Genomic DNA, 22803 nt, shown 5'->3' on the forward strand with positions numbered 1-22803 from the left:
GCGCGGCAGGGCGCTTCGGCGGCCGCCCCAGCACAACGGCAGGTGCCGCAAAGGGAAGGCAAGGCGTGGACGACAAGGCGAAGATCCTGCTCGTGGACGACCGGGAGGAGAACCTCGTCGCACTCGAGGCGATCCTCAGCTCCCTCGACCAGGACCTGGTCCGGGCCCGTTCCGGTGAGGAGGCGCTGAAGGCGCTGCTCACCGACGAGTACGCGGTGATCCTGCTGGACGTGATCATGCCCGGCATGGACGGGTTCGAGACGGCCCGGGACATCAAGCGGCGCAAGAAGACCCGCGACCTGCCGATCATCTTCCTCACCGCGGTCGACAGCGACCCGGACTACGCCTTCCGCGGCTACGCGGCGGGCGCGGTGGACTTCATCTCCAAGCCGTTCGACCCGTGGGTGCTGCGCGCGAAGGTGTCGGTGTTCGTGGAGCTGCACAACAAGAACCGGCAGCTCAGGGAGCAGGCGGCGCTGCTGCGCGACCAGGCCGCGCTGCTGCGGGCGACGCCGTCGCCGGGCCCGGCCGCGCAGCGGATCGCGATCGCCCGCGACCGGGCGGCCCGGCTGCGCGACCAGGTCTCCGAGGCCCTGCGCCCGGAGGTGGTGGAGCTGGAACGCGGTCTCGCCGACGCCGCGATCGCCCTCAACGCCACGCCCGGCGCCGGTGCCGTGCCCGGTGGGATGCCCGGCGCGGACTCTTCGGAGTTCCCCGCCGAACATCCCTAGACGGGCAAGTACCGCCATAACACCCATTTGGTGACGTAGAGGTCACCAACCATGACGCGTCAGCGGGATCGGCCTCGGGGACGATCCCGCTGCGGAGGTGAGGCCATGGACGCCGCCGCGCTGTTCGCCACGGGATTCGGCACCGGACTGATCGCGGGCGGGACAACGTGCGCCGCCGTGCAGCTGGGACTGCTGACGGGTGCCGTACGGGGCGAGGCGCGGGCCGTCCGGCCCGTCGCGGTGTTCCTGTCGTCCAAGCTCGTCACGCACGCGGTGCTCGGCGCGCTGTTGGGGCTGGCCGGGTCGGCGGTGGAGCCCGGCCCGCGGATCCGTGCGGTGCTGCTCGTCGGCGCGGCCGTGCTGATGGTGCTGTTCGCGCTCGACCTGGTGGGCTTCGCGCCGGTCAGGCGCCTGTTGCGGAGGGCTCCGAAGGGCGATGCCGCCGAGGACGCGCACTGCGCGCCGCCGACGACCTCCTCCGCGCGGACGCGTCGTCCGGTCGCGCTCGGGGCGGCGACCGTCCTCGTGCCGTGCGCGCTGACGTTGACGGCCGAGCTGCTCGCGGTGTCGTCGCGGTCGCCGTTCGGCGGGGCGGCCGTGATGGCCGGGTTCGTGCTGGGGACCGCGCCGCTGTTCGGGCTCGTCGGGGTGACCGTCGGACGGGCGCTGACGCTGCTGCGCGGACGGCTGACGGCCCTGGTGGCCGTGGCGCTGCTCGGGGTCGCGGGCTGGACGCTGCTGTCCGGGCTGCGCCTCGGCGGATGGCTGCCGTCCGGCGGCGCCGAGGCCACCGCCGCCGCGTCCGCCCGGTTCGTGTCGACCGACGCGTCCGGGACGCAGCTGATCACGGTGTACGCGCTGGACGAGGGGTACCGGCCCGCCGCGCTCACGGCCCGCGCGGGCGTCCACACCGTGCTCGTGCTGCGGACGAGCAACACCCACGGCCACACGCGGGCCTTCACGATCCCCGGCCGGAACCAGGACGTGGTGCTGCCGGTCACCGGTGACACGCGCGTCGACCTCGGCGTGCCGAAGGCCGGACGGATGCGCTACGTCTGCGCGTCCGGCCACTCCCCTGGCGAGATCACCTTCAGGTGACCCCGCCAGGGGCGGGCGGGTCGCGCGGAGGCGCCCGCCTCACCGGTCACGCGGAGGCGGACGCCTCGTCGACCGCTCAGCGGGCGGACGCCTCGGGGCTCACTCGGAGGCGGACGCCTCGCTGGTGAGGCGGGCGTGGGCCGCGGCGATCCGCTCGAGAGTCCGCTCGCGGCCGAGGATCTCCAGCGACTCGAACAGCGGGAGGCCGACGGTGCGTCCGGTGACCGCGACGCGGACCGGGGCCTGGGTCTTGCCGAGCTTCAGGCCGTGGGCCGCGCCGACCGCCTCGAGCCGCTCCTTGAGCTCGTCGGCCTTCCACGGCGCGTCCCGGTACGCCTCGGCGGTGTCCGCGAGGATCTGCGCCGCGGGCTCCTTCATGGCCTTCTTCCACGACTGCTCGTCGAACGGCGGCTCGGGCAGGAAGGCGAAGTCGATCATCTGCTCGATCTCCGACAGCACCGCGACCCGGGTCTGCGCCAGCGGCGCGAGCTGGTCGAACACCGCCATGTCGACCTCGAACGGCGTGCGCTCCAGGAACGGCAGGCAGGCGGCGACGAACTTCTCCACCGGCAGCATCCGGATGTAGTCGCCGTTGATCGCGCGCAGCTTCTTCACGTCGAAGAACGCGGGCGAGGCGTTGACGTCGTCGATGTGGAACTCGTCGACGATGACGTCCCAGGGGACGATCTCGCGGTCGCCGGACGGGGCCCAGCCGAGCAGCATCAGGTAGTTGCGCATGGCCTCGGCGAGGTAGCCCTCGTCGCGGTAGTCCTCGAGCGCGACCTTGTCGCGGCGCTTGGACAGCTTCTGCCGCTTCTCGTTGACGATGACCGGGACGTGCGCCCAGACCGGCGGGGTGCCGCCGAGGGCGTCCCACAGCAGCTGCTGCTTGGGCGCGTTGGACAGGTGCTCCTCGCCGCGCACCACGTGGGTGATGCCCTGGCTCATGTCGTCCACGGTGTTGGCCAGCAGGAACGTGACCGAGCCGTTGGCGCGGGCGACGACGAAGTCCTCCAGGGCGGAGTTCTTGAAGACCGGCTTGCCGCGCAGCAGGTCGACGACGACGGTCTCGCCCTCGTCCGGGGTGCGGAACCGCAGTGCGCGGCCCGGACCCGGCTCGAGGCCGCGGTCGCGGCAGAAGCCGTCGTAGCCCATGTGCGAGTCGCCGGTGCGCTCGACGATCTGCTCGCGGGTGCAGTCGCAGTAGTAGGCGCGGCCCTGCTCGCGCAGCGTGGCGGCGGCCTCGGCGTGCTTGTCGGCGTTGGCGGACTGGAAGTAGGGGCCCTCGTACTCGCCGCCGTCCATGCCGAGCCACGCCAGCGCGCGGATGATTCCCTCGGTCCATTCGGGGCTGTTGCGGGAGGCGTCGGTGTCCTCGATCCGCAGCACGAGCGTCCCACCCGACTGCTTGGCCATCACCCAGTTGAACAGGGCTGACCGGGCCCCGCCCACGTGGAACATGCCGGTGGGCGAGGGCGCGAAACGTACTCGGATCGAAGACGCGGAAGACATGCCCAACAGCGTAGAGCGCTCCGGGCCCCGCTCGCGCACCGCGACCCGCGCGGCACGGGCCTTCCTGACGCGTTCTCAGGGATTTCCGGACGCGCCCAGGGGTTTCGGCCCCCGGACTGCGTGGACTTCGGGCGTGCGTGGCGCGTCCGGCGCGGTGGGGCGTCAGGCGCGGGACGGGTGCCGATGTGGCGTCAGGGCTTCCAGTTCGGGTCGCGGCCGGACATGCCGATCAGGCGGTCCAGCAGGGGCGCGTCCTCGGGGACGGCGACCTCCGGCCCGAACGCCCCGTGCTTGCGGCCCATGTCGGCGATCCCCACGAGTCCGTCGTAGGCGTACTGGACGAGGCCCGGATCGAAGTCCGGCTCCAGTCCGAGGGCGGTCGCGATGTCCCAGCCGTGGACGACGCACTCCCCGATCACCATCGACCCGATCGTGGGCGCGGGCATGCCGGGCTCGGCGCCGCTGAGGCTGGTGTTGCCGGTCCAGGCGTCGGCGTCGTCCCAGGCGCGGGCGGTGGCGGCGGCCTGCTCGGCGAACCGGTCGGCCCAGCCGGGCTCGGCGGTGAAGTCGTGGTCCTCCTCCGGGCCGACGGGCTTCCGCTTGGCGGCCGCGGTGGCGGCCCGCCCGTTCCAGAAGATCACGTGGTTGACGGTGGTGCGGACGTCCCAGTCGGAGCAGGGCGCCGGGGCGTCCAGCCGGTCGTCGGGGACCTGGCGGAGCAGCGCGACGATCGCCTCCGTCGCGGGACCGAACCAGGCACGTCCTTCGATCATTTGTTCGACCATGCGGAGACCCTAGCCCCTGATCCGGCCGCGGTCTTGGAGAAACGCGCCAGTCTTCCGGGCCGGGTTCAGAAGGTGCCGCCGTCGACCACGACGCGCTGGTCGGTGACATAGGACGCCGCGTCCGAGACCAGGAAGCGGACGACGTTCGCGACCTCCTCAGGCGAGCACACGTGGCCGTACGGGGACATGGCGTCCTGCCGGCGGATGTCCTCGACGCCCATCGTGGCGCGCACGAGGCGCTGCCCCATCTCGGTGTCCACGAGGCCGGGGGCGACGATGTTGACGTGCATGCCGTGGGCGCGCTCCTCCTTGGCGAGGGTGTGCGCGAGGGCCTCCATGGCGGCCTTGCCCATGGCGTAGGGGGCGCTGAACGGCGGGAACACGCCGGTGATCACGCTCGACACGAAGATCACGTCCGAGCGGCCGGCGGCGCGGAGCAGCGGCAGCAGGGCGCGGGTGAGGTGGTGCGGGCCGATCGCGTGAACGTTCATCAGACGGACGACCTCGGCCGGGTCGGTGTCCGCGACCGTGTTGCCGCGGCTGGCGATCCCGGCGCTGTGGACGAGGATGTCGAGGCGTCCGAGGTCCGAGGCGACGTCGGAGGCGAGGCGCTCGCAGTCGTCCCGCGCGTCCACGGAGGCGCGGTAGGCGCGGCCCTCCACGCCCAGTTCGGCGAGGTCGGAGACGGTCTTGCGGGCGGCGTCCTCGTCGCGGCGGTAGGCGAGGGCCACGTCCGCGCCGTCCTCGGCGAGAGCCAGGGCGATGGCCCTGCCGATCCCCCGGCTTCCCCCGGTGACCAGGGCGACGCGTCCGGCGAGAGCGCTCATCGATCCTCCATGTGCTGGGCGGCCGCGTCCTGGGCGGCCTTCCTCATCCTGCACGGATCGGGGCGCCCGCATAAGAGCCTTCCGGCACGGGGGCGATCACCGGTCGGCGGGCGGCCCGGGCCGACGGCCGGTCAGCCAGGCGGCGGCCTCCTCGAAGTGTTCGGGGGTGAGACCGGTCACAGGATCGACCCGGACGAGCAGGTGATCACCGACGCCGGGCGTGCCCGCGAGGGTCTCGGCGGCGTCCGCCTGGTCCTCGAACCAGACGAAGGCGCGCCCTCCGGTCCAGGCGGCGACGTGGCGGGCCTTCCAGGCGCCGAGGCTGCGCCCCTCCTCGACGCCGGGGAACGCCGGCACCGGGACGAACGGGAGCCGCGGGAGGCCGAGCCGTGGCCCGATCCACTGGTTCGCCTCGTCCTCCCAGTAGGTCGCCCAGGCGAGCTCGGCGCCGCCCTCGGCGGCGAGGGCGCGGAGCATCCGGCCGTGGCGGGCGTCCAGCCAGACGCGGAAGCTCTGTCCGTCCGGGTGCACCCGGTGGTGGCGGAAACGCCGGTGAGGACGGCGGAACGGGTTCAGCACGCCGTCGACGTCGACCAGCACCAGCGGAGGGCTCATTCCCGAACGGTACGACGCGTGGCCCGTGGTGATCCATATCCCGTTTGATCACCCGATTTTGGGACAGCGTTTTGACAGTTTCGGTCTGCTGACCGAAACTGCACCGGGCCGTGACCGAGCACATCCCGTGGAAAGGCGGCAACGAAGCGTGAGCGAGCAGGACCTCCGGACGTCCCCGTCCACCGCGGCGTCGCCGCCCGATCGCGGCACGATCGTCGACGCCGGCGACGAGGGCTACCGCAAGAGCCTCCAGACCCGGCACGTGAACATGATCGCCATCGGCGGCGCGATCGGGACCGGGCTGTTCCTCGGCGCCGGCGGACGGCTCCACAACGCCGGACCGTCCCTCGCCATCGCCTACGCCGTCTGCGGCTTCTTCGCGTTCATGGTCGTCCGGGCGCTGGGCGAACTGGTCCTGCACCGGCCGTCCTCGGGCTCGTTCGTGTCGTACTCGCGCGAGTTCATGGGCGAGAAGGGCGCGTACGTCGCCGGGTGGATGCACTTCCTCAACTGGAGCACCACCGGAATCGTCGACATCACCGCGATCGCCCTCTACATGCATTACTGGAAGGCGTTCACGACCATCCCGCAGTGGGTTCTGGCGCTGATCGCCCTCGCGGTCGTCCTCACCGTGAACCTGGTCTCGGTCAGGTTCTTCGGCGAGTTCGAGTTCTGGGCGTCCATCGTCAAGGTCGGCGCGCTGGTCTCGTTCCTGGTCATCGGGATCGTCCTGCTCGCGACCGGGCACAAGGTCGGCGGCTACGAGTCCGGGCCGAGCCTGATGCTCGACCACGGCGGGCTCTTCCCGATGGGCGTGCTGCCCATGCTGGTGGTCATCCAGGGCGTGGTGTTCGCCTACGCCTCCACCGAGCTGGTCGGCGTCGCGGCGGGCGAGACCGAGAACCCCGCGAAGATCATGCCGAAGGCGATCAACTCGATCGTCTGGCGGATCCTGCTGTTCTACGTCGGATCCGTCGTGATCCTGGCGATGCTGCTGCCGTACAACGTGTACGAGGACGGCGTCAGCCCGTTCGTGACCGTCCTGTCCAAGCTGGGCGTGCCCGCCGCGGGCGACGTCATGAACCTGATCGTGCTGACCGCCGCGCTGTCCAGCCTGAACTCCGGGCTGTACTCGACCGGCCGGATCCTGCGCTCGCTCGGCGCCGCAGGCTCGGCCCCGCGCTTCACCACCCGGATGAGCCGCCACCAGGTGCCCTACGGCGGCATCCTGATGACCTCGGTCGTCTGCGTGCTCGGTGTCGGGCTGAACGCGTGGGTGCCCAAGGACGCGTTCGAGATCGTGCTGAACCTGGCCGCGATCGGCATCCTCGGCACCTGGGCGATGATCATGATCTCGCACCTGCTGTTCGTGCGGAAGTGCCGCCGCGGCGAGCTGGACCGGCCGTCCTACCGGCTGCCCGGCTCCCCGTACACCGAGATCGTCACGCTGGCGTTCCTGGCCGCGGTCGTGGTGCTCATGTGGTTCGACTTCGACGGCGAGGGGCACCGGACGGTGCTGGCCGTCCCGCTGATCATCGCCGCCCTGGTCGCGGGCTGGTTCCTCGTCCGCCGCCGGGTGAACGCGGGCGGCAACCCCGGTTCCGCGGACGTGCTCGACTAGCGGGTTCCGCCGGCGTGCTCGACTAGCGGGTTATGTCGGAGGCTCCTCGTAGAGTGGGTGCCGCCCGATCCACGGGCGGGCGGCAGTCCCCCAGCCAACAAGGAGTATCCGCACGATGGAGCACCCACTGACCCTGATGGCGGTTCACGCCCACCCGGACGACGAGGTCCTCGGGACCGGCGGCGTGCTGGCGCGGGCCGCCGCCGAGGGCCACCGTGCCGTCCTGGTGACCTGTACCAACGGCGAGCAGGGCGACGACGCGGGCGGGCTGAAGCCGCAGGACGAGGGGCACGACGCCGAGGGCGTGGCACGCGTCCGGCTGGCCGAGCTGCGCGAGTCCACGGCCATCCTGGGCATCGAGCACGTCGAACTGCTCGGCTACCGCGACTCGGGCATGGTCGGCTGGTCCACCAACGAGGACCCGCGCGCCTTCGCCAACATCCCCCTCGATGACGCGGCGGCCCGGCTCGCCGAGCTGATGGAGCGGTACCGCCCGGACGTCGTGATCACCTACGACGACAACGGCAACTACGGCCACCCGGACCACATCCAGGCCCACCGGATCGCGATCGCGGCGACCGAGAGCACCGGCATCCCGCGCAAGTTCTACGAGACGGCCGTCCCACGCTCGGGCATCAAGATGATGTTCGAGGAGGGCAAGAAGGCCGGGCTCGACTTCGGCGACGAGCTCCCGGACGACTTCGGCACCCCGGACGAGCTGATCACGACCGTGGTGGACGTGGCGCCCTACGCCGAGCGCAAGCTCAAGGCCCTGGAGGCGCACGCCAGCCAGGGCGAGAACATCTTCCTCCTGCGCCTCCCCGACGAGATGCAGGCGCGGGTGTTCGGCTCCGAGTCGTTCGTCCGCCGGTTCAGCAAGGTCGACTCACCGCTTCCCGAGCAGGACCTGTTCGCCGGCCTGCACGACTGATCCGCGTCCTCATGTATGAGGCCTGGGCTCGCGACAGCGGCCCAGGCCTTCTACGTGTTCGCACCGCTCATGGCCGCTCGGGGCGTGGGAGTCCGGGGTCAGCGGCGGGACCGCCCGCGGCTGCGTGCCGCGGCCCTGTAGTGGTCGAGGACGTCCTGGCGCAGGAGGTAGCCGAAGCCCGCACGCTGGATCCGCAGCGCCAGCGCGCCCTGGTCGATGCCCAGGGACGCGGCGGTGTCGGCGAACCGCCAGTCGTGCGCGGCCAGCTTGGTCAGCAGATGGCCACGCCGGATCTGGGTTTCGGACAACCGGAACGTCTTGAGGTAGGCGAGGCGCTGTCCGGCCCCCTTGCCCACGGTGATCTGCTCGCCGATGTGGTTGGGACGGCCGGGCGTGAACGACGGAAGGAACCGGTACAGCCGGACGTCCCGCATCCGCTGCACGAGTTCGTGGCGTCCGGCTTGGTCGAAGACCTCCTCGGCCATCAGCTCGTCATGGAAGTCCGCCCAGTCGGCCATCCGCCGTTCGGCCTCGGCGCGGAGGTCGGCGAGGGAGCCGACGGCGGTCTCGTCGATCGGCTCGGCCAGCTCGGAGACGGGCAGCCAGAGACGTCCGTACTGGTAGACGAGCTCGCCGAACAGGTCCTCGATCAGGGTCGCGTGGAGGGCCCGGTAGTCGTCCGGGTGCGGGACGACGAACGCGCTGGCCAAGGCGTCCGCGACGTACACCAGGGCCCCGCACTGGCCGGGGTGCATCTCGAAGAGCCGCAGCGCGTCGGCCAGGCCCCCGACGAACGCGCCCAGGTAGGTCTGCTCCTCGCGGGGGGACAGTCCCGACGTGACCGCACGCTTCGACCATTCCTCCCACGCGATCTGCGGGCCGCCGAAGTGCAGCGCGAGGTAGCCCTCGACGGCCAGGTGCAGCGGCAGGAACCGCAACCGGTCGCCCGCCAGGCGGCGCGCCATCCGGCGGCGGACCCGGATCGGCATTCCGGCCGGGCCGATGCCCTTGTCGTCGCGGTCCAGCAGGCGCGTCCCGTAGGAGGCGGTCATGCCGTCGCCGTCGTCCTCCCAGCGGGCGACGAAGGCGTGCGGGATGTAGGAGAAGTAGTGAGCGCCATCGCCGACGTCCACGATGGACGGCTCGTCGTAGACGCGCCGGTCGAGCCGCAGCCCTGGGATCGGCGTCTCCCGGACGAGCGGGACCAGCCGGATCGAGTTCCACGTCTGCGCGGGCATGGTGACGAGCCCGGCGCGGCGAACCCAGCCCGGCCCGCTCCAGGGCGCGGTGTCCCCGTTGGGGTCGGGCGGGAGGTCGGTGTTCACGACGCCTCCGTCTTCGCGGTCGCTTCGCCGATCTGGTTCTCCGCCTCGCTCACCGGCTCCGCCTCGCTCACCGGCTTCGCGGGGCGGGGCTTCGCCGGGTCGAGGAAGGCCGCGACGCGGGTGTCGAGGTGGGCGCGGAGTTCGGGCAGGCCGACGCGGCCCTCGGCGAAGCGGGCCAGCTCGACGAGGGTCAGCAGGTCCTCGGCGTCACGGATGCCCGCCGTGGGGACGGTCGGGGCGAGCCGCCGCACGTCGAAGTCGCCGGCGTCGAAGACCGGGTTGAGGTGGGTGATCGAGACGCGGCGGCCGGGGTCGAGCCGGGTCCGCCAGACGCGCAGGACCTCGGTGGCGAGACCGGACGGGGCGTTGTCGAAGCCGTCCGAGATGATCACGAGGCGGTCCGGGGCGGTGTCGAGGGCGTCCAGGACGCGGGTGCCGAGCGGCGTCGGCCCGAACGGGTACAGCAGGAGCGGGTCGGCGCGGCCGGACGTCCAGAGCGGGACGTACTCCCCCGCGAGGGCCTCCAGCAGGAAGTGGCCGCCGAGCGCGACGGCGAGCGGACGGCGGCGCTTCTCGGCCGAGCCGACCGTGGAGAAGCTGTCGTCCAGGACGGCGGCGACGCGTCCCCAGCGTCCGGCCTCGGGTCCGGCGGCGCGGCGGGCGGCGGCGCGCAGGGCTCCGGTCAGCTCGCCGCGACGACGCGACCGCTCGTCCAGCGGCAGCGACAGGACGTAGGTGGTCAGGCGGGTCAGCGACACCGTCGCGAGGTCGATGTCGATCGTGGTCTTGTTCTGGCCCGCGTGTCCCTGAAGGCGGAGGCGCTCCAGCCGGGTCATGCTCTTCTCCGCGCGCTCCAGGAAGCGCTTGCGCGGGATGCCGTGGGCGGCGGCGAAGCCCTCGGCGACGGTGAACGGCAGCTTGTAGACCGCTTCCTGCGCGTAGTGCGCCTGCCGCCAGGTCTCGAAGATCGGCGTGGTGAACGGCCGGCCGGTCGCGCCGTAGAGGAGGCATCCGATCTCGTCCCGGACGTGCCCGGGGGCATTCGGGACGAGGGCGCGCGGGTCGAGGTGGGCGTGCCGGACGGCGTCCTTCAGGGCGCTGCGGTATTTGACGGCGTCGAAGGCCAGGTCGGGGCGGGCGCGGAGCCAGTCCCGCATGATCGCGCGGGTCCGGCGGTTGTTGACGCCGTCGCGGCGCAGGGCGCGGAACAGCCGGTACACGCGCTGCGGCGGGAGCGTCTCCAGGCGGCGCGCGACGAGTCGTCCCTCCAGGCGGCGCTGGGCCTCACCGGCGTCGCGCGCGGTGGTCAGCAGGCCGCGGACGATCAGCGCCGCGTTGTGGTCGTTGATGTCCAGGGCCAGCGTCGCCGCGTACAGCTCGCGGTAGTTCACCTGCATGTACTCGTGCAGGAAGCCGAGGGAGAGGCTCTGCTCGTACGCCCCGTGGTGGAACTCGCGCTGTCCCGTCCCGGTGATCGCCGCGTTGACGAAGGTCAGGACGTCCTCGCAGGCGACCAGGTCGGCGATCGTCTCGGTCATGGGCGCTCCAGGTCGAAGGCGCCGGCCGGGGCGTGAGGGCACGAGCAGCGAATGATCGCATTAAAGGCGGTTTCCGGAAGTCGCACCGTAGTCCCGCGGCCGGCAGGGGAGACCGTAGCACCGGACGGTATCCGGATCACCCGGATTTCTGTTGGTTCGACCGCCGATCGGACGGGCCGACCCGGACGCCGACCAGGGAGAACCCGCTGTTACTCTCCGGTAGAACCCGTGGAGAGGACCGGACCGTGCCGCAGCCCGAGCAGATCGACCCCGCCGTGGTGGACTTCGACGTCCTCGGCGCGTGGATGGACGAGCAGGACCTGCCCGGCGGGCCCTTCGAGGAGGTCACGCCGCTCAGCGGCGGCACCCAGAACATCCTCATCCGGTTCCGCCGCGGCGGCCGCGACTACGTCCTGCGGCGCGGCCCGAAGCACCTGCGCGCCCGCACCAACGACGTGCTGCGCCGCGAGGCCCGCGTCCTGACCGCGCTGGACGGCACCGGCGTGCCCGCGCCGCGGATCATCGCGTCCTGCCCGGACGAGACCGTCCTGGGCGGCGCGGTGTTCTACCTGATGACGCCGGTCGAGGGCTTCAACGCGACGGTCTCGCTCCCCGACCCGCACGCCGGGGACGCCGGGATCCGCCGCGCGATGGGCCTGTCGGCCGCGCGGTCGCTGTCCGCGCTGGGCGCGGTGGACCACGAGGCCGCGGGCCTCGCCGACTTCGGCAAGCCGGACGGCTTCCTGGAGCGGCAGGTCCCGCGCTGGACTGCCGAGCTGGAGTCCTACTCGTCCCTGGACGGCTACCCCGGCCCGGAGATCCCCGGCCTGGAGGCGGTCGCCGCCTGGCTGGAGGCCCACCGCCCGGCGACCTGGCGTCCGGGGATCATGCACGGCGACTACCACCTCGCCAACCTCATGTTCTCCTTCGACGGCCCGGACGTCGCGGCGATCGTCGACTGGGAGATGTGCACCATCGGCGACCCGCTGCTGGACCTCGGCTGGCTGCTGGCCACCTGGCCCGACCGGGACGACGAGGGCGCCCTGCTCGCCGGTCCGCTCGGCGCCGCGGGCGGCCTGCCGTCGGCGGCCGAGCTCGTCGCGGCCTACGCCGAGCGGCCCGAGGCCGTCGCCGGACGGGACCTGTCGTCGATCACCTGGTACGCGGTGCTGGCCTGCTTCAAGCTGGGCATCGTCCTCGAGGGCACGCACGCGCGGGCCTGCGCCGGGAAGGCCCCCAAGGAGACCGGCGACCTGCTGCACTCGATCACCCTCGGTCTCTTCCGCCGCGCCCAGTCCTTCATCGCCGACGCCTGATCCCCCCAGGGGCTCAGGCGGGCACGCGCACCTTCTGGAGCCTGCGGTGCGGCCGGACGCCCGAGTCGGCCAGGCGGCGCGGAAGATCGGCCATCAGCTCGCGGGTCTCGGGCTTGAACGGCCGTCCGGCGATCCTGTCCGGGACGAGCCCGACGAGGAACCGGACGACGCGCAGGCCCAGCGTGACCAGCGGCTGGACGCCCGGGACCTCCGGCAGGGCCCGGTACTCGTCCCGCGCCCAGCGTGGCAGCGTGTAGTAGGCGAGCATGCCGACGGGGAGCCAGAGAGGCTTGAACGGCGCGAGAAGCCGTAGCTTGCGCGGCATCCTCGGCCACAGCAGGAACCGCACCGTCGCCCGGGATTCGGAGATCACCCGAAGGTCCAGCTCGGCGCGGGCCCGGTCGAAGTAGGCGGCCATCGCGGCGACGCCGCCCGGCACGTCCTCGGCGTGGAGGCCGACGTAGGTCGCCGTCCGCCGCTGCTCGTCGTAGTACCGGTCGCGTTCGGCCGGCGTCAGCCGCAGCCCGCCGCGCTCGATGACCTCCAGGTAGGACGACACCTCCGCGCAGTGCACCCACAGCAGCAGTTCCGGCTCGTCCACGCGGTGGGTGCGGCCGGTGTCCGGGTCCTTGATCCGCAGCGTCCGGTGGACGGCCCGGACCCGCGCCCCCAGCTCGTCGGCCTGCCGGGGTGTGCCGAGCGCGGTGACCGTGACGAAGTGGGCGGTGTTGAAGAGCCGCTCGAGGGGCTCCTCCAGGAAGTTCGAGTTCTGCCAGACGCCGCGCATCGTGGTCGGCTGGAGCGCCTGGAGCATGAGCGCGCGGACCCCGGCCACCATCATCAGCGGGTCGAGGACGACCCGCCAGGTGACGGTCTCGGGGCCGCGCACGATGAGCGTCGAGGTGTCCACCATAGTAAGCACATACTTACCTCAGGAGGGCGGGAATGAGAAGCCCCGGAGATCCACTGGCGGATCTCCGGGGCCTCCTCCCGCGCTGCAGCCGGCCGCGCGGGGATCGGGATCAGCCGGCGGCCGGGGTCAGCTCGCGGCCCGGATCGCCGGACTCGCCCGGCTCGGCCGGACGGTCGTCCGCGTCCGCCGTGTAGTCGGACGCGGTGGTCTCGTCCGTCCCGTCCGGGACCTTGGCCAACCGGAACAGCAAGGTCAGCACCACCGCGACCACGATGTTGAACACGAACGCGGTGAGCGCGATGTACCCGGTGTGCCCGACGAACGGGATGTCGGCGAGCGACTGCCCGAAGTGCTTCTGCGTCGGGGACGAGGTGTCGTAGGCCGTCCACGTGCCGTACCCCATGCCGATCGCCCACCCGGCCAGCAGCGCCCACCGGTGGAACCACCGCGTGAACACGCCGATCGCGAGGGCCGGGAAGGTCTGCACGACCCAGATCCCGCCGAGCAGCTGCAGGTTGATCGCCAGCGACTTGTCGAAGCCCAGCACGAACACCAGCGCACCGACCTTGACCAGCAGCGACACCAGCTGGGAGACCCGCGTCTCCTCCGCCGGGGAGGCGTCCGGGCGGAGGAAGGCGGTGTAGACGTTCCGGGTGAACAGGTTGGACGCCGCGATCGACATGATCGCGGCCGGGACCAGCGCCCCGACGCCGATCGCGGCGAACGCCAGGCCGGTGAACCACTGCGGGAACGCGTGGTCGAACAGCAGCGGCACCGCGAGCTGCGGATTCTTGGCCTTGGCGACCCCCTGCGCGACCTCGGGCGTGGCCCGGGCCATGTAGCCCAGCAGCGCCAGGAACCCCAGGACGAGCGAGTAGGCGGGCAGCAGCGCCGCGTTCCGGCGGATCACGTCGCGCCGCCCGGCGGCGAGGGCGCCGGTGACGGTGTGCGGGTAGATGAACAGCGCCAGCGACGAACCGAGGGCCAGCGTCCCGTACGCCCAGTGCGTCATGTTCGACGTGATCAGCGACCCGGACGGCTTGCCGGTCGCGGGGTTCGGCTTGGCCAGCGACGCCTGGGAGGCGTCGAAGATGTGCCCCCAGCCGCCGATCCTGGACGGGATGTACAGCACCGCCACGATGATCGTCAGGTAGATCAGCGTGTCCTTGACGAAGGAGATCAGCGCGGGGGCGCGCAGGCCCGAGGTGTAGGTGTAGGCGGCCAGCAGGGCGAACGCGATGAACAGCGGCAGGTCCCGGGCGAGCCCGGACCCGGTGACGCCCATCACGGTCAGCACGGCCTGGATGCCGACGAGCTGCAGCGCGATGTACGGCATCATCGCCAGGATGCCGGTCAGCGCCACCGCGAGGCCGAGCCCCCGCGACCCGAACCGTCCTCGGACGAAGTCGGCGGTGGTCACGTAGCCGTGCCGGTGTGACACCGACCACAGCCTCGGCCCGACGAGGAACACGATCGGGTAGGCGATGGCGGCGTAAGGGACGGACCAGAAGCCCATCGCGCCGCCCGCGAAGACGGCGGCGGGCACGGCGACGAAGGTGTAGGCGGTGTAGAGGTCGCCGCCGAGGAGGAACCAGGTGACGAACGTGCCGAAGCTGCGTCCGCCGAGGCCCCACTCGTCCAGGTGCATGAGGGTCTGGCCGCGCCGCCAGCGGGCGGCGGCGAACCCGACGACGGTGACGGCCGCGAAGAAGAAGACGAAGATCGTCAGTTCGAGGCCCTTGACGTCCTTCACCGGACCCCACCGTCATTCCGCCTGGTCAGCAGGTAGGCGCCGCCGATGCAGACCGCGGTCAGCACCACCCAGAGCAGCTGCCACCAGTAGAAGAACGGGAAGCCCGCGATCCGCGGGGTGATCTTGGCGTAGGACGGGACGGCCAGGTAGACGGGGAACGGCAGGACCAGCAGCACGCCAGCGACGATCTTGCTGACGGGTCCGGGCCCGGCGGAAGGCGGTTCGGTCACGGGTGAGAACCTCCCTTGGGGGGACGGCCGCAGGGGGAACGGCGCACCCGCCATCCTGAACGTTCCACCCGTCCGAAACCAGCCCCCTCACAGGGCTCAGGCCTCACGAGGGCCGGACGCGCCGGACGCGGAACGCGCGAAGGGCGTTCCGCCGACCGGGGGTCGGTGGAACGCCCTTCGCGCGTTCGCTGATCGCCTGAAGGCGGAGATCACGTGGCCTTTGCCAGGCCGAGATCACCTGTCCTCGTCAGGCGGGGATCACATCGCCCTGTGGGGGCGGGGATCACACGGCCTCGTGGGGCCGGGATCACATGGCCTTCGGCATGCCCTTGCTGCCGGCGCCGGAGCCCCAGGACAGGACCTCCCACTTGACGCCGTTGAGGTGGCCCTCGCCGGTGCCCGAGTTGTACTTGCTGGCGGGCTTCCCGCCGTCGAGCAGGTAGCGGAAGGTGTAGGTGTCCAGGTCGAGCATGACGCCGCTGCTGGACGGGGAGCCCGGACCGCGGTCGCCGACGAAGCCGGTGACGCTGCGGCCGTTGAAGGTCACCTTGACCTTGGTGCCCATCGGCCAGCTCGGGCTGGCGAACAGGCCCTTCTGCATCGGCTTGCCACTGGCGGGAGCGCCGGTGTCGCCGTTGATGCCGGAGCCGTCGTCCCAGAAGTAGGACGCCTTGGTGGAGCCGGTCAGCAGCGCCTTCGGCTGCGCGGCCTTCTTGGCGGCCTCCGCCTTCTGGACGGCGGCCTTCTGCGCGGCGGCCTTGTCGGCGGCCACCTTGTCCGCGGCGGCCTTCTGCTGAGCCGCGGTCGGCTCCTGGGTGCGGGAGAGGTCCAGCGCGGCCTGCGTGTGCTGCGCCGTGAGCTTCCCGCGGTCGGGGGTGTCGTCGCCTGCCATCGCCACACCCGCCACCAGGAAGCCGGCGAGGGTGGAGCCGGTGAGAGCGGTGATGGCGATGTTGAGCGCTCGCTTCTGCATGGAAATCCTTTGTTCGGCGGACTGGGCAGCCGTTTCCAGGCCGGGCGGGGGCCCGGAAGGGTGTGAGGAAACGGCCCCGAGGCGTCGCTCGGGAGATAGCCATCAGAGACGGAAACCCACGCTTGGAAAGCCCCGCTACAACGGGAGGGAGAATCCGCACGCACACCTGCGGACGGGCCGCGGCAACGACCCGCGCAGCGGCGGACCGGGAAAGTGTGCGGGGGGCACCGGCCAGGGGCACCTAGGCTCTACCTGGGCGGACGTGCATGAACGACCGCGTTCCGGTGCCGGGGTCCCCGTCTGGCGGACGGGGCATGACGGCTATGAAAAGGCCGAGTCAATGGTTCTTGACCCGCAGCCATGGCCCACTATAGGTGGCATTACCACGGTTCTGTCAAATCTCGGCCTTCTTTACCTTTCGAAAGGTAGATCTTCTTTCTGGATCCCTTGCTGGATAGGCCTTTCGGCGCTTTGCATTCGGCGCGCTGTCGCCTGGATCACATCGGGATCAGACCCTCGGACGGGCCCTTGACCCCCGCTTGGGGCCGGTTCGGCGCCTCCGGGCGGACTCCAGGTCGAACCCGGAAGCCCCCCCACGCCGGTCGGGCACGTGGATCGGGCCCGGTGCGGCCCGGCCGGTCCAGGACCACTGGACGGCGGGCGTTCCGTTCTCGAACACGCAAAAGCCCGGGAGACTTCCCGTCTCCCGGGCTACTGCGTCAGCGTCAGCGCGGTCCTGGGTGCCCCGACACCCCCGAACGCACCAGGGGGCAGGGGATCCAGGCGTTCTGCGGCCCGACCGGATCAGCGGCGGGCCGGCTCCTGGTTCCTCAGTGGAAGGTGGGGTACCCGCCGGTGTTCACAGCCGGTGCGGGCGTGAACGGGTCCTGCGGGCCGGGCCCCTCCTGGTAGGGCCTCGCCGGGCCATCGTGGAACGGCGAGGCCACGGCGGGGCCGTCGGCGTAGGCGGGGCCGTCCGCGTACCCGGAGCCGTGGGCGAACCCGGGCCCCTCATGGAAGGCGGGCCCCTCACGGTAGGCGGGGCCGTCGCGGAAGGCCGGGCCGTCGCCGAAGGCCGGTCCGGGCGGCATGGCCGCCGCGGGCTGCGCCGCGAACGGCGCCTGCCCGCCCTGTCCCATGCCGGGTCCCTGCCCCATCCCCGGTCCCGGCCGCGTCGCGAACTGGCCGCTCGACTGCGCCGCGAACGGCGAGGCCGAGGGGTGTTCCGGAGCGCCGTAGTGAGGCTCGGGGTGGGGGTAGGGCTGCTGCGGGGCCGGAGCCTGCGCCGGGGCGGGCTGCGGTGCGTGGAGCGAACCGTCCATCCGGCGTGGTTCCGGGGCCGGAGGAACTCCCCGATCGCCCAGCAGCGCGATCAGCGCTCGGGCGGTCTCGTCGTCCAGCCGGACGAGCACGCTCGGCCGTCCTGCGGGGTCGACGTAGGGGGAGATCGACGGTGACGCGATGCGGTCCGGAAGGTTCCGGGCCAGCTCTTCGCGCAGGTCGTGGGCGAGGCGAAGCGCCTGTCGGTCGCTGTCGCTGAGATGTGCGGTCATCGCGATCTCCGGGGAGTTCACGTGCGGGGGCCGGGGGCAATCCTGCTAGGAATAGCGTGCAGGTGCAAGATCTGATGCACGTGCAGATTCACGGATCTTTGCGCGTGAAGCCCCTCCCGGCGGCCCTTCCGAGCCCCTCGAATCCTGCCCTCCGAGACCGTCCGAAGAGCCCCGCACCATCCGCCACCAGCCCCTATGCCATAAGGGTTCCCGCGCGTCCGCGGCGTCCCGGACCGGGCGCCGGCGGCGGACGGCCGGCCGCGCGGCCGGGGAAGAAAGATCGGAACGCGGCGGGCGCGGCACGCGGGCGGGGCCGTTCGGTGATCATGAGTGACCGGTTCCCTACGATGCGCTCATGACCGATCGCCCCGTGATCGTCGGCCGCCCGTGGCGGCGCCGGATGCAGGCCCGCGACCCCGCCGAGCGGCACCGGGTGGCGTCCTCCCTCGAACTGTTCTTCGATCTCTGCTTCGTGGTCGCCGTCGGCGCGGACGCCGCGCGCCTGGAGCACTCGCTCGCCGAGGGCCATGTCCTCGGGGGCGTCGTCGCGTTCCTGGTGATCTTCGCGGCGATCAACTGGTCGTGGCTGAACTACGCCTGGTTCGCCTCCGCCTATGACACCGACGACACCTTCTTCCGGCTGGCGACCATGGTCGTCATGGCGGGCGCGCTGGTCCTGTCGGCGGGCGTCCCGCGGGCCTTCGACCATCAGGACCTGCGGGTCCTGGCGGCCGGTTACGCGATCATGCGGCTGGGTCTGGAATCCCAGCGTCTCCGGGCCGCCGGCGGCGACCCCTCACACCGGACGACCATGCTCCGCTTCGTCACCGGCGAGGGCGCCTGCGCGATCTTCTGGCTGGTGATCGCCTTCACCGCCCCCAAGGACTGGCAGCCCTGGCTGATCGTGGCCGGGATCGTCGCCGAGCTGCTCGTCCCGCCGTGGGCGGAGGCCGCAGGCCGGACGACCTGGCACCCGCACCACATCACCGAGCGGTACGGGCTGCTGACGATCATCGTGCTGGGCGAGACCGTCCTGTCGTCCACCTACGCGGTGCGGGACGCCCTGTCCGGCGACGCGTCCTTTCACCTCTACACGATCGCGGCCGGGGGCCTGATCACCGTGTTCGGCATGTGGTGGGTGTACTTCTCGATGTCCTCGGCCGGCCTGCTCACGAACCTGCGCAAGGCCATCGCCTGGGGATACGGGCACTACGTGATCTACGCGTCCGGCGCCGCCGTCGGCGCGGGGATCGCCGTGAACGCCGCCCACGTCACCCATGAGGCGCACATCTCGTCCACGACGGCGGGCCTGGCCCTGACGATTCCGGTGTTCTGCTACCTGCTGGTGGTCTGGTGGCTGCTCGTGCGCCCGCACGGGGCGGACGCCCCCTACGCGTGGGGCATGCCACTGATCGGGGTGCTGGCCGTCGCCTCGTCCTGGACCGGGAACGCCGTCGCCTTGACCGGCGTCCTCATGGCCTTGCTGATCCTGCTGAGCATCTGGGCGCACGGGACTAAAGGGCCTCAGCCGTCCACTTCTTAGGTGCTTCTGCCGGACAGCTCCAAGCCGCCCCACGCGCGCGCGCGCGCGTTAGGGTCACTGCCGATCTAGTGAGAGGCGACCGTCCATGACCGAGATCCTCAGCCTGCGTCAGCTGAACCGGGCGACGCTCGCGCGTCAGATGCTGCTGGCCCGGGAGGCCGTTCCAGTACCCGAGGCGGTCGAACGGCTCGGCGGGCTACAGGCGCAGGAGCCGAAGCCGCCGTTCTTCGGCCTGTGGTCGCGGTTGGAGGGATTTCGCACGGAGGATCTGCACGGCGCGGTCCACGACCGGTCCGTGGTGCGGGCGACGTTCCTGCGCGGGACGCTGCACCTGACGTCCGCCGCCGACTATGTGGCCCTGCGGACGACGCTCCAGCCCATGCTGGACGGGGCGTTGAAGGTCCTCGGCGACCGGGCGGCCGGTCTCGACCGTCCCGCCGTGCTCGAGGCGGCCCGGCGGCACCTTAGAGAAGGGCCACGCACGTTCAACGAGCTGCGCGCCCTGCTCCAGGAGGACTTCCCAGAGGTCAACGACCGAGCGCTCGGTTATGCCGTCCGCATGTGGCTGCCCCTGACGATGGTGCCGACGGACGACCGCTGGGCCTTCCCGCGCACCGCGTCGTTCACCCTCGCCGACACCTGGCTCGACGCGCCTGCCTCCGACGTCCCGGACGATGAGGCGCTGGCATTGCGATACCTGGCGGCGTTCGGCCCGGCCACAGCAGCCGACGCGCAGACCTGGTCGGGCATGGCGGCCTGTGGCGAGGCCCTGGAACGGCTACGCCCCCGGCTCCGGACGTTCCAGGACGAGCGAGGCCGCGAGCTCTTCGATCTGCCCGAGGCACCGCGCCCGCACGAGGACGTCCCCGCCCCGGCGCGGTTCCTGCCCGAGTTCGACAATCTCGTCCTGGCGCATGCCGACCGGCAGCGGATCATCTCCAACGCGCACCGTCCTCAGCTCACCACCAAAAACTTGCGCGTCCGGGCTGTATTCCTATGGGACGGCTTCGCAGCGGGCCTCTGGGAGCTGGAACGCAAGCGAAAGACCGCAACTTTGCGACTTCGCCCCTTCGCGTCCCTCCCCCGTGAGGCCGTCAAGGCGCTCACCGCCGAAGGCGAATCCCTCCTGCGTTTCGCCGAGCCGGACGCCACGGACCAGCAGATCGACGTCGTCTCCCCCACCTGAGCGTCCGCGAGCCGACGTCACCCCACGCGCGCGAGCCGCGTCCAATAGTGATCAAGCCGAGACCTGGACTGATTGAAAGATCCACGATTTGAGCGCAAGCTGTCTGGGTCAACCCCGCGACACCGTCCCATGACTCCTGGCGAGTTCAGACATGCCCCTAACGCAAAGGTCCGCGTCCGGCGGCTCCACAGCCGTGGCCGACGCGGACTCCCACCCCGCCTTCTCCACGCCGCCTGCCCCGGCCCGACGCCCGACCCCGTACCGCCGACAGGACGCGACCATGTTCGAGATCTGGGAGATAGGCGAGCCCCCGCGGCGCATCACGGAAGCCGGAAGTCTCGAAGTCGCACTCGAGAAGGTCGACACCATGTGCCGACTGCGCCACGACCAGGCGGTCGCGCACGTGGGCCGACCCCGCGAGCACTACCGCTTCGAGATCCGCGACCACCTGGGCCGCACGCTCGCCCGCCTCACCTACGTCCCGGACACGACGCGCGAGTACCAGAGCGTCGTCGCCGAGGAACTCTGGGGGGACGACACGTCACCTGTCTGACCTTCCCTTTCTGGCACGCGGCCGCCCGAACCTCCCAGAGGGACGGGCGGTCGCCCGTTTTCCAGCCTGCCCCTTTCGGCCCGCCGTCCGGTTGGAACGTTCGCCCCCACGCCCGTGGCAGGATGCGAGAAAGCGACGGGGAGGAGTACCGGGGTGCCGGATGCGCGGCGATGGCGGCAGGCAACGCGCTCATGGGCGCGCGGTGCGAGCCACCCCGGCGAATCAGCCCACCAGGCCACGCCAGCACCGGACGCGGCACTGCGGGATGCCGCGGAGTCGCTGGTCAGCGCCGCTTTGCAGGCCCTCACGCTGGACGACGCGTCCGCGTGGACGCTGTACGCCGACCGGCTCTCCGCGTTCCACGGCGACCCCCGAACCGTGGATCTGACGCTCCTCCGACGCCTCCGCTCTTCGGTGCGCACCGCCTGGGAGCGCGGCTGGCTGCCCGCGGACCTGGCCCGCCATACGGCACGAGAGCTGAGCGCCAGGCATCGATCGCTTCTCGTGGATTCCATCGCCGACGAGCTGCGCTCCTATGGCGCCGCCACCGTCGACGACCGTTGGCGAGCCCAACTCGAGGCTCTGGGTGCCGACATCTGGTGGGACTCGGATGACGAGCGCCTAACAGCATGGCGTGCCCGCAAGGCCGTCTCCATGTCGGCCTCGGTAAAGGCTGCCCTGGAACTACTGCGTCTCTTGGCCGTCCTACCGCGACTGGCGATGATCGGCCCACTCCCCGGCACAACCGCCCGCAGCGACACGTCCGCTAGGCGGGCCCCCGCTACTGCACCGGATCAGCGGATGCTCGGCAAAGTCCGGGCGCTTCTGGCGAAGGCCGAATCCACTGAGTTCCCTGAAGAGGCCGAAGCGCTCAGCGCCCGCGCCCAGGAACTCATGACGAAGCACAGCATCGACCATGCCCTGCTGTCCGTCTCCCAGGAAGACCCCTCTGGGCCGGACGGCTGCCGCATTCCCGTGGACGCGCCCTACGAATCCCCTAAGGCCGTTCTACTCACCGTGGTCGCAGAGGCCAACCGGTGCCGAGCCGTCTGGCATCGGGACTTGGGCCTGTCCACGGTCCTGGGCTTCCCCGCCGACCTCGCCGCGACCGAGATGCTCTTCACCTCGCTCCTGGTACAGGCCACCTCGGCGATGGTCCGAGCCGGATCCCAGCAGGACATGCTGGGCCGGTCGCGGACGCGTTCCTTCCGGCACGCCTTCCTCAACGCCTATGCGGCACGTATCGGCGAGCGCCTCCAAGCCGCCAGCACCCGCGCGACACAGGAGGCCGCCACCAACCAGGACCTCCTGCCCGTCCTCTCCGCGCGCGACGAAGCCGTCGACCAGGCCGTGAACGACCTCTTCCCGGCCCTGACCCGAGGCCGCGCCCGCCGCGTCTCCAACTACGAAGGCTGGATCGCCGGACGCGCCGCAGCCGACCTGGCCGCACTGCAATCCAACGACGAGATCCCCTCAGCAACGCCCTAGCCGGGCTTCGGCCGCTTCTCGACGTGGACCGCCCAAGGCCGTCCGCCCACTGGAACCAGATTCGGCATCAGGCCCGTCGGTCGACACGCCATGCCCGCCACCGTGGCGACTCCCGCACCGATTCAGCGCACCCCAAACTCGCCGCGCTGCTCGCACGGCACACGCTGAACCGGTGCTTGTGAAGCCGAGTGGCTTCTCAGAAGCCGCAACGCCCCTTGGGCCGCGGCCACATCCCCTCCGGGCCGCCCGCCTCTGGCGTTGGCGGTTCCTGGCCCTGTGATCGTCCGGCCCTCACTCCAGCAACCGGACGCA

Annotated in this window: 20 protein-coding genes; 9 read left to right on the forward strand and 11 right to left on the reverse strand. The window is 71.4% G+C overall.

What is annotated here, in order from left to right; all coding sequences use genetic code 11:
* The first annotated feature begins 65 nt into the window (after positions 1–65).
* Both EBO15_RS46290 and EBO15_RS29815 read left to right on the forward strand, forming a co-directional pair.
* The gene (locus EBO15_RS46290; protein WP_122197793.1) at positions 66–731 is read left to right on the forward strand and encodes a response regulator; all 666 of its coding nucleotides are present in this window, start codon (positions 66–68) and stop codon (positions 729–731) included.
* A 105-nt stretch (positions 732–836) separates the two neighbouring features.
* Positions 837–1829, forward strand: a complete 993-nt coding sequence (locus EBO15_RS29815) for an urease accessory protein UreH domain-containing protein (protein ID WP_122197794.1) — start codon at positions 837–839, stop codon at positions 1827–1829.
* Between the two features lie 99 nt (positions 1830–1928).
* Here EBO15_RS29815 and gltX read toward each other — a convergent pair whose 3' ends face one another.
* The 4 genes from gltX to EBO15_RS29835 all read right to left on the reverse strand — a co-directional run bounded on the left by gltX (position 1929) and on the right by EBO15_RS29835 (position 5568).
* Positions 1929–3341, reverse strand: a complete 1413-nt coding sequence (gltX, locus tag EBO15_RS29820) for a glutamate--tRNA ligase (protein WP_122197795.1) — start codon at positions 3339–3341, stop codon at positions 1929–1931.
* Positions 3342–3532: 191 nt separating this feature from the next.
* A complete protein-coding gene (locus EBO15_RS29825; RefSeq protein WP_122197796.1) occupies positions 3533–4114 on the reverse strand; it encodes a TIGR03086 family metal-binding protein in 582 nt (193 codons plus the stop codon).
* Positions 4115–4191: 77 nt separating this feature from the next.
* On the reverse strand, positions 4192–4953 hold the full coding sequence (locus EBO15_RS29830) for an SDR family NAD(P)-dependent oxidoreductase (RefSeq protein WP_122197797.1): 762 nt from the start codon (positions 4951–4953) through the stop codon (positions 4192–4194).
* Positions 4954–5049: 96 nt separating this feature from the next.
* Positions 5050–5568, reverse strand: a complete 519-nt coding sequence (locus tag EBO15_RS29835) for an HAD domain-containing protein (protein WP_122197798.1) — start codon at positions 5566–5568, stop codon at positions 5050–5052.
* Between the two features lie 148 nt (positions 5569–5716).
* Here EBO15_RS29835 and EBO15_RS29840 point away from each other — a divergent pair, with 148 nt between their 5' ends.
* Both EBO15_RS29840 and EBO15_RS29845 read left to right on the forward strand, forming a co-directional pair.
* Positions 5717–7189, forward strand: a complete 1473-nt coding sequence (locus EBO15_RS29840; protein ID WP_122197799.1) for an amino acid permease — start codon at positions 5717–5719, stop codon at positions 7187–7189.
* A gap of 115 nt (positions 7190–7304) precedes the next feature.
* Entirely contained in the window at positions 7305–8120 is an 816-nt protein-coding gene (locus EBO15_RS29845) for a PIG-L family deacetylase (RefSeq protein ID WP_122197800.1), read from the forward strand.
* A 98-nt stretch (positions 8121–8218) separates the two neighbouring features.
* Here the strand turns inward: EBO15_RS29845 and EBO15_RS29850 are convergent, their stop codons facing one another.
* Positions 8219–9445, reverse strand: coding sequence for an ARPP-2 domain-containing protein (locus EBO15_RS29850; protein ID WP_233616522.1), 1227 nt, complete (start codon positions 9443–9445; stop codon positions 8219–8221).
* Positions 9442–10983: a hypothetical protein gene (locus EBO15_RS29855; RefSeq protein ID WP_199744891.1), complete on the reverse strand. Its 1542-nt coding sequence runs from the start codon at positions 10981–10983 to the stop codon at positions 9442–9444. The genes EBO15_RS29850 and EBO15_RS29855 overlap by 4 nt, the downstream gene beginning before the upstream one ends.
* A gap of 245 nt (positions 10984–11228) precedes the next feature.
* On the opposite strand from EBO15_RS29855, the gene EBO15_RS29860 reads away from it, so the two are divergent.
* A complete protein-coding gene (locus EBO15_RS29860) occupies positions 11229–12299 on the forward strand; it encodes a phosphotransferase family protein (RefSeq protein WP_233616523.1) in 1071 nt (356 codons plus the stop codon).
* A gap of 13 nt (positions 12300–12312) precedes the next feature.
* Here the strand turns inward: EBO15_RS29860 and EBO15_RS29865 are convergent, their stop codons facing one another.
* From EBO15_RS29865 to EBO15_RS29885, 5 genes are all read right to left on the reverse strand, one after another.
* The gene (locus tag EBO15_RS29865) at positions 12313–13212 is read right to left on the reverse strand and encodes an oxygenase MpaB family protein (protein ID WP_122197801.1); all 900 of its coding nucleotides are present in this window, start codon (positions 13210–13212) and stop codon (positions 12313–12315) included.
* Between the two features lie 109 nt (positions 13213–13321).
* Positions 13322–14965, reverse strand: a complete 1644-nt coding sequence (gene mctP / locus EBO15_RS29870; RefSeq protein WP_122197802.1) for a monocarboxylate uptake permease MctP — start codon at positions 14963–14965, stop codon at positions 13322–13324.
* Positions 14962–15195 (reverse strand): DUF3311 domain-containing protein, encoded by a 234-nt coding sequence (locus EBO15_RS29875; protein ID WP_199744892.1) that lies wholly within the window; start codon positions 15193–15195, stop codon positions 14962–14964. The genes mctP and EBO15_RS29875 overlap by 4 nt, the downstream gene beginning before the upstream one ends.
* A 307-nt stretch (positions 15196–15502) precedes the next feature.
* Entirely contained in the window at positions 15503–16168 is a 666-nt protein-coding gene (locus tag EBO15_RS29880; protein ID WP_122197804.1) for an RlpA-like double-psi beta-barrel domain-containing protein, read from the reverse strand.
* An 830-nt stretch (positions 16169–16998) separates the two neighbouring features.
* Complete coding sequence (locus EBO15_RS29885; protein ID WP_122197805.1) at positions 16999–17721, reverse strand: hypothetical protein; 723 nt, start codon at positions 17719–17721, stop codon at positions 16999–17001.
* 355 nt (positions 17722–18076) lie between these two features.
* Here EBO15_RS29885 and EBO15_RS29890 point away from each other — a divergent pair, with 355 nt between their 5' ends.
* From EBO15_RS29890 to EBO15_RS29905, 4 genes are all read left to right on the forward strand, one after another.
* On the forward strand, positions 18077–19264 hold the full coding sequence (locus EBO15_RS29890; protein WP_122197806.1) for a low temperature requirement protein A: 1188 nt from the start codon (positions 18077–18079) through the stop codon (positions 19262–19264).
* Positions 19265–19349: 85 nt separating this feature from the next.
* On the forward strand, positions 19350–20450 hold the full coding sequence (locus tag EBO15_RS29895; protein WP_122197807.1) for a winged helix DNA-binding domain-containing protein: 1101 nt from the start codon (positions 19350–19352) through the stop codon (positions 20448–20450).
* A 280-nt stretch (positions 20451–20730) separates the two neighbouring features.
* The gene (locus EBO15_RS29900; RefSeq protein WP_122197808.1) at positions 20731–21003 is read left to right on the forward strand and encodes a hypothetical protein; all 273 of its coding nucleotides are present in this window, start codon (positions 20731–20733) and stop codon (positions 21001–21003) included.
* 153 nt (positions 21004–21156) lie between these two features.
* Positions 21157–22491, forward strand: a complete 1335-nt coding sequence (locus tag EBO15_RS29905) for a DUF2786 domain-containing protein (protein WP_147481711.1) — start codon at positions 21157–21159, stop codon at positions 22489–22491.
* The last annotated feature ends 312 nt before the right edge of the window (positions 22492–22803 follow it).

This window comes from Actinomadura harenae (assembly GCF_003696215.1).
GTDB classification, from domain to species: domain Bacteria; phylum Actinomycetota; class Actinomycetes; order Streptosporangiales; family Streptosporangiaceae; genus Spirillospora; species Spirillospora harenae.